The 12,056-nt window shown below is 68.3% G+C and carries 11 protein-coding genes and 1 riboswitch; of the genes, 9 read left to right on the top strand and 2 right to left on the bottom strand.

The features are described from left to right. Nucleotides 1-99 precede the first annotated feature (99 nt). The 3 genes from GPA27_RS09950 (at nucleotide 100) to GPA27_RS09960 (ending at nucleotide 3,215) form a co-directional block, all read left to right on the top strand. The gene (locus GPA27_RS09950) at nucleotides 100-990 is read left to right on the top strand and encodes a transporter (RefSeq protein WP_169140023.1); all 891 of its coding nucleotides are present in this window, start codon (nucleotides 100-102) and stop codon (nucleotides 988-990) included. A 29-nt stretch (nucleotides 991-1,019) separates the two neighbouring features. Next, nucleotides 1,020-2,681 (top strand): pyrroloquinoline quinone-dependent dehydrogenase, encoded by a 1,662-nt coding sequence (locus tag GPA27_RS09955; protein ID WP_169140025.1) that lies wholly within the window; start codon nucleotides 1,020-1,022, stop codon nucleotides 2,679-2,681. Nucleotides 2,682-2,792: 111 nt separating this feature from the next. Further along, complete coding sequence (locus tag GPA27_RS09960; RefSeq protein WP_169140027.1) at nucleotides 2,793-3,215, top strand: c-type cytochrome; 423 nt, start codon at nucleotides 2,793-2,795, stop codon at nucleotides 3,213-3,215. 82 nt (nucleotides 3,216-3,297) lie between these two features. Here the strand turns inward: GPA27_RS09960 and GPA27_RS09965 are convergent, their stop codons facing one another. Beyond that, the gene (locus GPA27_RS09965; protein WP_169140029.1) at nucleotides 3,298-5,340 is read right to left on the bottom strand and encodes a sigma-54-dependent Fis family transcriptional regulator; all 2,043 of its coding nucleotides are present in this window, start codon (nucleotides 5,338-5,340) and stop codon (nucleotides 3,298-3,300) included. A gap of 397 nt (nucleotides 5,341-5,737) precedes the next feature. On the opposite strand from GPA27_RS09965, the gene GPA27_RS09970 reads away from it, so the two are divergent. The 6 genes from GPA27_RS09970 to GPA27_RS09995 all read left to right on the top strand — a co-directional run bounded on the left by GPA27_RS09970 (nucleotide 5,738) and on the right by GPA27_RS09995 (nucleotide 11,170). After that, nucleotides 5,738-6,712: a thiamine pyrophosphate-dependent dehydrogenase E1 component subunit alpha gene (locus GPA27_RS09970; protein WP_169140030.1), complete on the top strand. Its 975-nt coding sequence runs from the start codon at nucleotides 5,738-5,740 to the stop codon at nucleotides 6,710-6,712. 29 nt (nucleotides 6,713-6,741) lie between these two features. Continuing rightward, the gene (locus GPA27_RS09975) at nucleotides 6,742-7,752 is read left to right on the top strand and encodes an alpha-ketoacid dehydrogenase subunit beta (protein WP_169140032.1); all 1,011 of its coding nucleotides are present in this window, start codon (nucleotides 6,742-6,744) and stop codon (nucleotides 7,750-7,752) included. Continuing rightward, nucleotides 7,752-8,864: an acetoin dehydrogenase dihydrolipoyllysine-residue acetyltransferase subunit gene (locus GPA27_RS09980; RefSeq protein WP_169140034.1), complete on the top strand. Its 1,113-nt coding sequence runs from the start codon at nucleotides 7,752-7,754 to the stop codon at nucleotides 8,862-8,864. Before GPA27_RS09975 ends, GPA27_RS09980 begins: the two co-directional genes overlap by 1 nt. A 300-nt stretch (nucleotides 8,865-9,164) precedes the next feature. Further along, a complete protein-coding gene (lipA, locus tag GPA27_RS09985; protein WP_169140036.1) occupies nucleotides 9,165-10,118 on the top strand; it encodes a lipoyl synthase in 954 nt (317 codons plus the stop codon). Beyond that, on the top strand, nucleotides 10,115-10,318 hold the full coding sequence (gene thiS, locus GPA27_RS09990; RefSeq protein ID WP_169140038.1) for a sulfur carrier protein ThiS: 204 nt from the start codon (nucleotides 10,115-10,117) through the stop codon (nucleotides 10,316-10,318). Before lipA ends, thiS begins: the two co-directional genes overlap by 4 nt. Nucleotides 10,319-10,348: 30 nt before the next feature. Continuing rightward, nucleotides 10,349-11,170: a thiazole synthase gene (locus GPA27_RS09995; RefSeq protein WP_169140085.1), complete on the top strand. Its 822-nt coding sequence runs from the start codon at nucleotides 10,349-10,351 to the stop codon at nucleotides 11,168-11,170. A gap of 36 nt (nucleotides 11,171-11,206) precedes the next feature. On the opposite strand, the gene GPA27_RS10000 is transcribed toward GPA27_RS09995, so the two are convergent. Continuing rightward, complete coding sequence (locus GPA27_RS10000; RefSeq protein WP_169140040.1) at nucleotides 11,207-11,785, bottom strand: TMEM165/GDT1 family protein; 579 nt, start codon at nucleotides 11,783-11,785, stop codon at nucleotides 11,207-11,209. Nucleotide 11,786: 1 nt separating this feature from the next. Next, nucleotides 11,787-11,967: riboswitch (yybP-ykoY riboswitch) on the bottom strand. Nucleotides 11,968-12,056: the final 89 nt, after the last annotated feature.

The raw sequence follows: 12,056 nt of genomic DNA on the forward strand, positions 1-12,056 counted from the left end.
AAGTGTGTTTGGCACGCGATTCGCGAGGGGTGTGCCGGGCGGGCAGCGATCGGTGCCGTCCGCTCGCAGTGCAAGCAACACACAACGAGGAGACATTCAATGCACAAGAAACAGTCCGGCCGCCGTCGCGCCGTCGTCCCGCCGCGGCCCTGGCGGGTGGCTCTCGTCGCCGCCGCCCTCGGTGCGGTGGCGCCGGTCCAGGCGCAAGTCACGCTCGACGTGATCGGGCCGCACGAGTACGACCTGCCGGTCGACTTCAAGCCCTTCAACGTCTTCGTGCAGTACGCCACCTTCCAGGACGGCGATCGCCAGTGGGACGGCGATGGCGACCGGCGGCGCGCGGCCAGGACGCGCACGATCGTCGGCCTGTCGAAGTACGTGCGCTTCTGGACGCCGGAATCGAACCCGAAGATCGGGCTCGCGTACGAGATCATCGTCCCGGAAGTCGGCGTGCGGAACTCGGACACGCGCAGCTCGGCGAGCGGCATCGGCGACCCGATCACCGGCTTCGCGGCCTGGTACAAGCCGAGCGCGAACTCCACCCTGGGCTTCCAGACCTTCATGCAGGTGCCGGTCGGCGACCAGGACATCGGCGGCGGCGACGTGTGGAAGAACCTGTCGAGCGTCTTCTGGGACGTGCAGTTCGGCAAGCTGACCTACACGGCGGACGCGGGTTTCGTGTTCTTCGGCGAATCGACCGCGGCGGACGCGACGCCGGGGACGCTGTTCCACACCAATCACCGGCTGGGCTACCAGATCGACGACGCGATCGAGCCCTTCATCGCACTCGATTACGAACGCCAGCAAGGCTGGAAGAACCGCGCCGCGGGCGTGAAGCTGCCCGAGAGCCACGAAACGACCGCCGGCATCGGCGTGATGTTCAAGTACTACGGCAACCAGTCGATCACCGTGCGCTACTCGCGCGGCATCGACGGCGAAAGCCATGGGGCGACGGACAGCCTCAACCTGAAGTACGCCTACGCCTGGTAGGCGCGCACCCGATTCCGGAGGAGAACGGCATGAAGACCAAGAAAGTGATCGTCACGCTCACGTGCGCGGGGGCATTGTCGGGTGCGGCGTGGGCCGCGAGCGGGCCGGGTTTCGACGACCCGGACAACTGGCCGCAGTACCACCGCAGCTTCAACGCGTGGCGCTTCAGCCCGCTACAAGCCATCAACCGCGACAACGTCGGGCGGCTGAAGGTCGCGTGGATCCACCAGCCCGGCAATATCACGCATGGCATCCAGGCGACACCGATCGTGATCGACGGGGTGCTGTACTACGTATCGGCGAACAACAACGTGTGGGCGGTGGATGCCGCCAGCGGCCGCACGCTGTGGCGCTACGAGGCGAAGCTCGACCCGCTGGCGAAGCAGACTTTCTATGCCGCGGCGAGCCGCGGCGTGACGGTCGGGCGCGGCAAGGTGTATCTCGGCACGCTCGACGGGCGCTTCGTCGCGCTCGACCAGAAGACCGGCAAGGAGCTGTGGGCGACGCAGCTCACCGACCTGAAGACGCAATATGGCGCGCTCTTCTCGGCGCCGCCGCAGCTCGCGGGCGACGTGCTCTTCGGCGGCACGACCGGGGGCGATCAGCCGATCAGCGGCAAGATCTACGCGGTCAATGCCGACACCGGCAAGCCCGCGTGGACCTTCGAGATCCTGCGCGACGACCCCGAGAGCTGGCCGGGCGACAGCCGCAAGCGCGGCGGCGGCAGCGCGTGGATGCCCGGAACCTACGATCCACGCAGCGACACGATCTACATCGGCACCTCGAACGCCGCGCCGGACTACTTCAACGCCGACCGCAAGGGCGACAACAAGTACACGGCGAGCCTGCTCGCGCTCGACCCGAAGAGCGGCAAGCTGAAGTGGGCGCGGCAGGAGATCCCGCACGACTCGTGGGATTTCGACTCGGCCTACGAGGCGCTGATGGTGAAGGGGGCGGACGGCGAGGACGTGATCGTGCATCTGAACAAGAGCGGCTTCGTGTTCGTGATGGACAAGGACGACGGCAAGCTCGAGAACGTGTGGCAGTTCGCGCAGCACGTGAACTGGGTCAAGGGCATCGACCCGAAGACCGGCCGGCTGATCGATCCGATCTATCCGGAGGAGGGCAAGAAGAAGCTGTTCTGCCCGAACCTCCTGGGTGCGCGCAGCTGGAACCACGGCGCCTACAACCCCGGCACCGGCCTGTGGTACTCGCATGCGATGGAGGTATGCAACGAGGTCGTCGCCGGGCGTGACGATCCGGCCAACCTCACGGCGATCTCGTCGCTGTCGCTCGGCATCGACGAGATCAAACTCGTGCCGCCGCCCGCGGACAAGCCGCATGGCCGGCTCGATGCGCGCGATCCGCTGACCGGCAAGGTCAAGTGGAGCATCCGCTACGACATGCCGCCGCTCTCCAGCGTGCTGACGACGGCCGGTGGGCTGGTGTTTACCGGTGACATGGAAGGGCGCATCTACGCCTACGACGCCGACGACGGCAAGGAGCTGTGGCGCTTCAGCGCCGGTTCGGGGCTGCGCGGTGGACCGGTGAGCTACGCGGCGGGCGGGCGCCAGTACATCGTCGTGCCGACGGGACTCGGTTCGCACGCGCCGGGCTTCCTCGCCGGGGCCTATCCGCAGATCAAGGACCTGCCGGGCGGCGCGGCGCTGATCGCGTTCACCGTGGATTGAGCGCGACTCCTCCTTCCTCCTTGAGCGGGTTTGCCTCCCGCTCTTGTTGCGGGGCGGCGGCGATCGCCGCCCCGTTTTTTCCGACTTTGCATTGCCATGGATGAATCGATCATGTCTGCGTCGACTTTCCTCACGGTCGTGCCGCCAGTGCGCCGGCTATTGTTGTTGAGCCTCCTTGCCGGCTTGTCCTTCACCTGCGTGGCGGTCGGACCCGCGGCAACGGATGCGGCGCGCGAGGCCGCCCCCTCGGGAGGTTCGCTCGCCGCACCTTTCGACCTCGCCGATCCCGCGCGCATCGAGGTGGGGCGCAAGCGCTTCAATAAGACCTGCGCGGGCTACTGCCACGGTTTCGAGGGGGTCGGCGGGCGCGCGCCGGATTTCAAGGGCCGCAAGGACCTGCCTGTGCAGGTGATGTTCGAGACGATCACGCAAGGGCGCGTCGGCGCGGACGTGATGCCACCGTGGGGCACGGCCTTCAGCGCAGAGCAGATCTGGGAGCTGGTGGCCTACCTGCAGTACCTCGGGACGCAGTAGGGCGGGACGAATTCCCGCGATGGCCTGTCGGGGCGCGGCTGGGCGCCGCGCCCCGACCTCATGCGTCGCCTCATGCGTCGCCTCATGCGTCGAACTCGCGGCGGTTGGGACTGACGATCTGCAGTCGCGCCATCTTGCGGTAGAAGGTCGCGCGCGACATGCCGAGTTCGCGTGCGGTGACCGTGACCTGCCAGTGATGGCGGCGCAGCGCGGCGAGCATCTGGGCGCGCAGTTCCGCTTCGGTATTGGACAGTGCGCGGCGGGGCGCGTCCGCGTGGAACGGCAGGCGCAGCGGCGGGGCGTCTTCGAAGGCGTCGACGCGCGCCGTCGCCGCGTGGCCGCCGGGCCGCGCGCGGAAGAGGTCCGGTGGCAGGTGTTCGAGCTCGATCGCGTCGCCGTCGGCGATCGCGCACGCGTAGCGCATCGCGTGGCGCAGCTGGCGGATGTTGCCGGGCCAGTCGTGGCGGGCGAGGGCGTCGAGCGTTGCGGCGGCGAGGTGGAGATCCGGGCGATCCATCGTTGTCGCTTCCTCGCGCGTCACTTTGTCGATCACGCCGCGGATGTCCTCGCGTTCGCGCAGCGGCGGCAGCAGGAAGACGGCACCGTTGAGGCGGTAATACAGGTCCTCGCGGAAGCGACCCTGCTGCACGAGTTCCGGCAGGTCCTGGTGGGTCGCGCAGACGACGTGCAGGCGCACCGGGGTCGGCGTTTCCGCGCCCAGTGGCAGCACTTCGCCTTCGGCGAGTACGCGCAGCAGGCGGCTCTGCAGTTGCAGCGGCATGTCGCCGATCTCGTCGAGGAAGAGCGTGCCGCCGTCCGACTGCAGGATCTTGCCGCGCACGCCCTTGCTGCGTGCGCCGGTGAAGGCGCCGTCGCGATAGCCGAAGAGCTCGCTCTCGATCAGCGTCTCGGGGATCGCCGCGCAGTTGAGCGCAACGAAGGGCTTGGCGCGGCGATCGCTGTAGTCGTGGATCGCGCGCGCAAACGCTTCCTTGCCGGTGCCGGTCTCGCCGAGCAGCATCACCGGGATGTCGCGGTTGGCGACCTTCAGCGCGCGTTCGACGTTGCCGCGCAGGCGGGCGTCGTCGAGCGCGAGGTGCGAGAAACCGGGGATGTTCGCGCAGGCGCCGTCCTCGGCCGCGTCACACGCGGCTTGCGGCAGTGCGAGCCCGCTGCGCGAGCGCGGTGCCGGGGCGCGCAGGATCGCGAACAGGCGCTCGCCATTCGCCGTGAGGCGCAGCGGGAAGGCCTGTCCGGGCTGCGCGTGCGCGGTGGCGAGGATCTCGTTCGTCGTGCACTCGAAGAGCTCGTGGATGAAGGCCGGCGCGGGGCCATCGCCGCCATCGAGCAGTTCCAGCCGCGCACGACGGTTGCCGCCGACGAGGCGGCCGCTGTCGTCGAAGGCGACGAGGTAGTCGGTCTGCACGCTGAGGTATTCGGCAAGGCGCCCGAGCTGCAGAACCCAGTAGGGACGCAGGTTGTACCACGCGAAGGCGTTCTCGATCTGCTGCGCGCGGTCGAGCACGAGGCGATAGACGAGGAGCTGGCTTTCGCGCTGCGCGGGCGCGTGCAAGGCGGTGGCGTCGAGCACTGCGACCGGATGGTCGTCCGGGCCGAAGATCGGCACCGAGCTGCAACTGAACGCGATGTTGTGCGAGCGGAAATGCTCGTCGCGATGGACCAGCATCGGCTGGCCGTCGATCAGCGCGGTGCCGACGCCGCAGGTGCCTTCGAGCGCCTCGGACCAGCAGGTGCCGACGCGGAAGCCTTCCGCCTTGAATTCCTTGTCCAGTTCGGGGACGGTGCGAAAGTCGACGGTCACGCCCTCCGCGTCGGTGAGCAGCACGCAGTAATTCACCGCCCGCAGCTGTGTGTGCAGGCGATCCATGCCTTCGCGCGCGATGCGCATGAAGGCGTCGATGCGGTCGCGGTGTTCGCGCAGCTCCTGCGCGGTGACAACGCGCGGGGTGGTCGCGAGCGCCGGATCGACCTGGTGGGTGCTGAGCGACCGCCGCCACGAGCGCGCAAGGCGCTCGAAACTACTGTCGCGCCCGAGCGGCAGGCCGCGCTCGACGACGTCGATCACGCGTCCGACGTGCTGGACGATCTCCTGAGGTCTCCTCATTGCCTTCCTCTCGTCTCCGGCGTCCCGCGCCGGATGTATTGGACAGAAGTGCTTTTTCCTTTGGTTTCAGCGTATTCCCGGCCCGTAGGGAAATCAATGCGGACAGGTGTCTCACTTCATTGAGACGGCTGTCACGGCAATTGCGGGCCGGGTGTCTCAGCGGATGTCCCGGGCGACCCGAACGAGCGGCCGGCGCCAAAGCGATGGCAGGGATCGGGCACGGCTCCGTGTCCGCGTTTTCATCAGTCTTTTCAGCTGCTTGCGCGAATCGTCGGACGGGTGAGGCGGCGTTTCGGCCCGGGGTTGGCACGCGCCGTGCAGAAGGGAGCCCAGGTCCGCGGCATTCGCTGCAGCCGCTGCGGGACTCGAAACCCTTCAAATCAAGCGAGGAGCAATGATGAGCGAGACACTGAACCGCGAGGGCCTGCTCAAGGCCTACCGGATCATGCGCACGATCCGCGAGTTCGAAGAGCGCGTGCATACCGATTTCGCCACCGGCGAGATCCCCGGCTTCGTGCATCTGTATGCCGGCGAGGAAGCCTCGGCGACCGGCGTGTGCATGCACCTGACCGGCGCCGACTACATCGCCAGCACCCACCGCGGCCACGGCCACTGCATCGCGAAAGGCGTGGATCCGGTCGGGATGATGGCGGAGATCTGGGGCAAGGCGACCGGTACCTGCAAGGGCAAGGGCGGCTCGATGCACATCGCGGACCTGTCGGTCGGCATGCTCGGCGCCAACGGCATCGTCGGCGGCGGCGGTCCGCTGATCTGCGGCACGGCGCTGGCGGCGAAGATTCGCGGCACGAAGGACGTCGGTGTGTGCTTCTTCGGCGACGGCGCGTCGAATCAGGGGACGATCTTCGAGGCGATGAACCTCGCCGCGGTGTGGAAGCTGCCGGCGATCTTCGTCGCCGAGAACAACGGCTACGCCGAGGCGACCTCGTCGAAGTACTCGGTGCCCTGCGAGCACATCGCCGACCGCGCGCCGGCCTTCGGCATGCCGGGCGTGATCGTCGACGGCTTCGACTTCTTCGCCGTGCACAAGGCGGCGGGCGAGGCGATCAAGCGTGCACGCGAAGGCGGCGGTCCGACGCTGCTGGAAGTGAAGCTCTCGCGCTACTACGGCCACTTCGAGGGCGACCAGCAGACCTACCGCGCGCCGGGTGAGGTGCAGACGCTGCGCGAAACCAAGGACTGCCTGATGCAGTTCCGCCGCCGCGTGACCGCCGACGGCGAGATCACGGACGCGCAGCTCGACGCGATCGACGGCGAGGTGAAGACGCTGATCGACGACTCGGTGGTGCGCGCCAAGGCCGATCCGAAGCCCGCGCCGGCCGAGCTGCTGACCGACGTCTACGTATCGTACTGAGCCTCGAAGAATCCGAAGGAGACATTCAAATGGCAAGAAAGATCACCTACCAGCAGGCCATCAACGAGGCGCTGGACCAGGAAATGGCGCGCGACCCGCGCGTCATCATCATGGGCGAGGACAACGCCGGGGGCGCCGGTGCGCCCGGCGAGGAGGACGCGTGGGGCGGCGTGCTCGGTGTCACCAAGGGCCTCTTCCACAAGTACCCGGGCCGCGTGCTCGACACGCCGATCTCCGAATCCGGCTACGTCGGCGCCGCGGTCGGGGCAGCGTGCAACGGCCTGCGCCCGGTCGCCGAGCTGATGTTCGTCGACTTCATCGGCGTGTGCTTCGACCAGATCTACAACCAGGCCGCGAAATTCCGCTACATGTTCGGCGGCAAGGCCGAGACGCCGGTCGTGATCCGCGCGATGTACGGCGCGGGCTTCCGGGCCGCGGCGCAGCACTCGCAGTGCCTGTACAACATGTTTACGCACATCCCGGGCCTCAAGGTCGTCGTGCCGTCGAATCCGTATGACGCGAAGGGCCTGCTGATCCAGGCTATCCGCGACAACGACCCGGTTATCTTCCTCGAGCACAAGGTGCTGTACACGATGGAAGGCGAGGTGCCGGAGGAGAGCTACACCGTGCCCTTCGGCGAGGCCAACGTCGCGCGCGAGGGCGACGACGTGACGATCGTCGCCTTCGGTCGCATGGTGAATCAGGCGCTGACCGCCGCCGCCGCGCTGCAGAAGCAGGGCATCCACTGCGAGGTGATCGACCCGCGCACGACCTCGCCGCTCGACGAGGACACGATCCTCGAAAGCGTCGAGAAGACCGGGCGGCTGGTGATCGTCGACGAGTCGACGCCCCGCTGCAGCATGGCGTCCGACATCGCCGGCATCGTCGCGCAGAAGGCCTTCGGCGCGCTGAAAGCGCCGATCGAGCAGGTCACCGCACCGCACGTCCCCGTGCCCTTCAGCGACGCGCTGGAAGATCTTTACGTTCCGAGTCCGGCCCGCATCGAAGCGGCCGTCACCCGAGTCAAGGAGTACCGCTGATGTCTGCGATTCATAAGCTCACCATGCCCAAGTGGGGCCTCTCGATGCAGGAGGGGAAGGTGAATGGCTGGTTGAAGGAGATCGGTGAGAGCATCGCCGTGGGCGAGGAGATCGTCGAGGTCGAGAGCGAGAAGATCGCCGGTGCGGTCGAGGCCTCGGTCGCCGGCGTGCTGCGGCGCCAGATCGCCTCGGCCGAGGACGTGCTCCCGGTGGGCGGCCTCTTGGGCATCGTCGCCGATGCCGAAGTGCCGGATGCCGACATCGACGCCGCGATCGCGGACTTCCTCGCCAACTTCACCCCGGATACCGGCGACGAGGAAGACGCCGGGCCGAAGCCGGAAAAGATCGAGGTCGGCGGCCGCAAGCTGCGCTACTTGAAGCGGGGGGAGGGTGGCGAGCCGATGATCCTGATCCACGGCTTCGGCGGCGACCTCAACAACTGGCTCTTCAACCACGAGGCGCTCGCGGCCGATCGCACGGTGTACGCGCTCGATCTGCCGGGCCACGGTGAATCGGCGAAGGACGTCGGCGACGGCTCGCTCGCGAGCCTCGCCGCGGCGGTGGTCGGCTTCATGGACGCCGTCGGGCTCGACGCCGCGCATCTCGTCGGCCACTCGATGGGCGGCGCGGTGTCGATGGCGGTCGCGCAGGCAGCGCCGGCGCGCGTGCGCTCGCTGACGCTGATCGCAAGCGCCGCGCTCGGTGACGAGATCAACGGCGCCTACATCGACGGCTTCGTCGGCGCCAACGACCGTCGGGCCCTGAAGCCCGTGCTGAGCCAGCTCTTCTCCGACGCCGGCCTCGTCACGCGCCAGCTCATCGACGACATGCTGAAGTACAAGCGCCTCGAAGGCGTCGATGCGGCGCTGCGCACGATCAGCGACACGCTCTTCGAGCACGGCCGCCAGGCGACCCGCCTCGCGCCGGTTGCGGCCGGCCTGGGCAAGCCGGTGCTGGTGATTTGGGGCGAGAACGACCAGATCATCCCGGTCGCCCATGCACGCGCCGCCGGCAAGGATGCGCTCGTTGAGGTACTGACGGGGCAGGGGCACATGGTGCAGATGGAGGCAGCGAACGAGGTGAATCGGCTGATTGCGCGGTTCCTGGGGTAATCGATCGGCACTGAGTTACGTGCCGTCCGGTTGAGTTCAGCACGGACACTCCCTCCCCTTCAAGGGGAGGGCTGGGGTGGGGATGGGTTTCGGACGAGATGGTGCACGCACCGGTTAATCCCGACGGAAACCCATCCCCCTCCTAACCAGGAGTCTCGGCTGCGCCTCGCCGCTTCACTGGCGGCGAGCAGTGCTCGCCGAAACCCCTGTTTCGCCCCCTTGAAGGGGGATGAACACGGTGCCCGATCAGATTCCCGGGGCACTCAAGCCTGCCCAGTCTGCCCACACGGAAAACACGTCATGCATTCCCCACTTCCCGGCACCGGCGCGCGCGGCGCGGAAAAGCTCGCCCGCATTCCGGTCCGCATCGACCCGGCCCTCGCGTCCGCCCCTCGTCCTGCTTGGCTGCGCGCACGGGACCCCGGCACGCCCGAAGTGCTGCGCCTCCAATCCGTGCTGCGCGAGCACAATCTCCACACCGTCTGCGAAGAGGCCGCCTGCCCGAACATCGGCGAGTGCTTCGGCAGCGGCACGGCGACCTTCATGATCCTCGGCAGCATCTGCACGCGCCGCTGCCCCTACTGCGACGTCGCGCACGGCCGCCCGCTGCCGCCCGACCCGGATGAGCCGCGCGAACTTGCCGCGGTGATCGCCGCGATGCGCCTGCGCTACGTCGTAATCACCTCGGTCGACCGCGACGACCTGCGCGACGGCGGCGCCGGTCATTTCGCCGACTGCATCACCGCCGTCCGGGAGGCCGTGCCCGCCATCCGCATCGAAGTGCTGACGCCGGACTTCCGCGGCCGCGAGGCCCGCGCGCTCGACCTTCTCGCCGCCGCGCCGCCCGACGTCTTCAACCACAACATCGAGACCGTGCCGCGCCTCTACCGCGCCGCGCGTCCCGGCGGCGACTACGCCGGCTCGCTCGCGCTGATCGAAGCGGTGAAGCGCCGCTTGCCGGACGTGCCGACCAAGTCCGGCCTGATGCTGGGCCTGGGCGAGACCGACGACGAAGTGCTCGCGACGCTGCGCGACCTGCGTGCGCACGGCTGCGACATCGTGACGCTCGGGCAGTACCTGCGCCCGTCGAGCGCGCACCTGCCAGTGGACCGCTACGTCTCGCCCACGCAGTTCGTGCACCTGCGCGAGCAGGTGCTTGCGCTGGGTTTCGCGGAAGTCGCTGCGGGGCCGCTGGTGCGTTCGTCCTATCGCGCGGACGAAGTCGCGCGCGCCGCAACGAGGGTGCCGGCATGAGCGCGATCGTCGTCAATGGCCGCCCGATGCCGATCCCGGGCAGCGGCTGCATCGCCGACCTCGTCGAGGCGCTCGGCCATAGCGGGAAGCGCATCGCCGTCGAGCTCAACGGCGACATCGTCCCGCGCGGGCGCTACCGCGAAGTCGCGCTCAACGCGGGCGACCGCATCGAAATCGTCATCGCCGTCGGGGGAGGCTGAAGCATGGAGCACAGGATGGAAGCACGCGGAATGCACGCGCAATCCGCGGGAGATGCCCCGCTCGTGATCGGCGGCCGGGCCTACCGCTCGCGCCTGCTGGTCGGCACCGGCAAGTACCGCGACTTCGCGCACACGCGCGCGGCGATCGACGCCAGCGGCGCCGAGATCGTCACCATCGCGATCCGCCGCACCAATCTCGGTCAGCACCCCGGCGAGCCCAACCTGCTCGACGTGCTGCCGCCGACGCGCTTCACGATCCTGCCCAACACGGCCGGCTGCTACACGGCGGACGACGCCGTCCGCACGCTGCGCCTCGCCCGCGAACTCCTCGACGGCCACGACCTCGTGAAGCTCGAAGTGCTCGGCGACCGCGACACGCTGTATCCGAACATGCCCGAGACGCTGCGCGCCGCCGAACGCCTCGTGAAGGACGGCTTCCGCGTGATGGTCTACTGCGCCGACGACCCGGTGCAGGCGCGCATCCTCGAAGATCTCGGCTGCGTCGCGATCATGCCGCTCGCGAGCCTGATCGGCTCGGGCATGGGCATCCTCAATCCGTGGAACCTGGGCCTCATCATCGACCGCGCGAAAGTGCCGGTGATCGTCGATGCCGGCGTCGGCACCGCCTCGGACGCCGCGATCGCGATGGAACTCGGCTGCGACGGCGTGCTGATGAACACCGCGATCGCCGCGGCGGGCGATCCGGTCAGGATGGCCGACGCGATGGGCAAGGCCGTCGTGGCCGGGCGCGAGGCCTTCCTTGCCGGGCGCATGCCGCGCAAGTTCTACGGGGCGTCGCCGAGTTCGCCGACGAGCGGCCTCATCGGGCGCGCCGACGGGGGCGGGGGCTGAGCCGCCCGCCACGCCCCGCTTCCGCCCGCTCCGGCCTCAGTCGAGCCCGAAACCCAGCAGCGCCGCGACGCCGAGCACCGCGAAGATCGACGCCGCGACACCGTGGATCAGCCGCACCGGCAGGCGCTGGGCGATGCCATTGCCGACGAGCACCGCCGGCACGTTCGCGATCATCATGCCCAGGGTCGTGCCGGCGACGACTGCGACGAAGGCGCCGTACTGCGCGGCCAGCGCGACGGTCGCGATCTGCGTCTTGTCGCCCATCTCGGCGAGGAAGAAGGCCACGACGGTCGTCGCGAACACGCCGAACTTCGGCACCGTGATCTCGTCCTCGTCGAGCTTGTCGGGGATCATCATCCACACCGCCATCGCGATGAACGAGAGGCCCAACACCCAGCGCAGCACGTCCGGTCCGAGCACCGTCGTGACCCAGGTGCCGACCGCGCCGGCGAAGGCATGGTTCGCGATCGTCGCGACCAGGATGCCGGCGATGATCGGCCATGGACGGCGGAAGCGCGCGGCGAGCATGAAGGCGAGCAGTTGCGTCTTGTCGCCGATTTCGGCGAGCGCGACGATGCCGGTGGCAACGGAAAATGCTTCGAGAGGCAGGTTCATCAGGTTCTCCGGGCCGGCGCATGACCGATGACCGCACGCCTCCCCGGCCCGAACAAACGGAGAGCATGCGGTCAAAAGTCTCGCCAGGTCCGAGGACTGAACACGCCATGCCCGGATGGGCAAGTTTGTTGACGTGGTCCCTCCGAGGGGATCGGAGGCGGCTACTCCCTAATGACGGCGCGGATTGTAACCGCACGCCGGCGGTGATGGGAAGGATTGCGCGCAGATGAGGCTAAAGATTCGCGGATTGCTGCCGAAGACTTCCGTATGG

Source organism: Aromatoleum toluolicum (assembly GCF_012911005.2).
GTDB lineage: Bacteria > Pseudomonadota > Gammaproteobacteria > Burkholderiales > Rhodocyclaceae > Aromatoleum > Aromatoleum toluolicum.

Coding starts and splice junctions, on each gene's coding strand:
- GPA27_RS09965 (WP_169140029.1), bottom strand. CDS start 5,340: ATGAGGAGACCTCAGGAGATCGTCCAGCACGTCGGACGCGTGATCGAC.
- GPA27_RS10000 (WP_169140040.1), bottom strand. CDS start 11,785: ATGAACCTGCCTCTCGAAGCATTTTCCGTTGCCACCGGCATCGTCGCG.
- GPA27_RS09975 (WP_169140032.1), top strand. CDS start 6,742: ATGGCAAGAAAGATCACCTACCAGCAGGCCATCAACGAGGCGCTGGAC.
- GPA27_RS09995 (WP_169140085.1), top strand. CDS start 10,349: ATGCACGCGCAATCCGCGGGAGATGCCCCGCTCGTGATCGGCGGCCGG.
- GPA27_RS09980 (WP_169140034.1), top strand. CDS start 7,752: ATGTCTGCGATTCATAAGCTCACCATGCCCAAGTGGGGCCTCTCGATG.
- lipA (WP_169140036.1), top strand. CDS start 9,165: ATGCATTCCCCACTTCCCGGCACCGGCGCGCGCGGCGCGGAAAAGCTC.
- GPA27_RS09955 (WP_169140025.1), top strand. CDS start 1,020: ATGAAGACCAAGAAAGTGATCGTCACGCTCACGTGCGCGGGGGCATTG.
- GPA27_RS09960 (WP_169140027.1), top strand. CDS start 2,793: ATGTCTGCGTCGACTTTCCTCACGGTCGTGCCGCCAGTGCGCCGGCTA.
- GPA27_RS09970 (WP_169140030.1), top strand. CDS start 5,738: ATGAGCGAGACACTGAACCGCGAGGGCCTGCTCAAGGCCTACCGGATC.
- GPA27_RS09950 (WP_169140023.1), top strand. CDS start 100: ATGCACAAGAAACAGTCCGGCCGCCGTCGCGCCGTCGTCCCGCCGCGG.
- thiS (WP_169140038.1), top strand. CDS start 10,115: ATGAGCGCGATCGTCGTCAATGGCCGCCCGATGCCGATCCCGGGCAGC.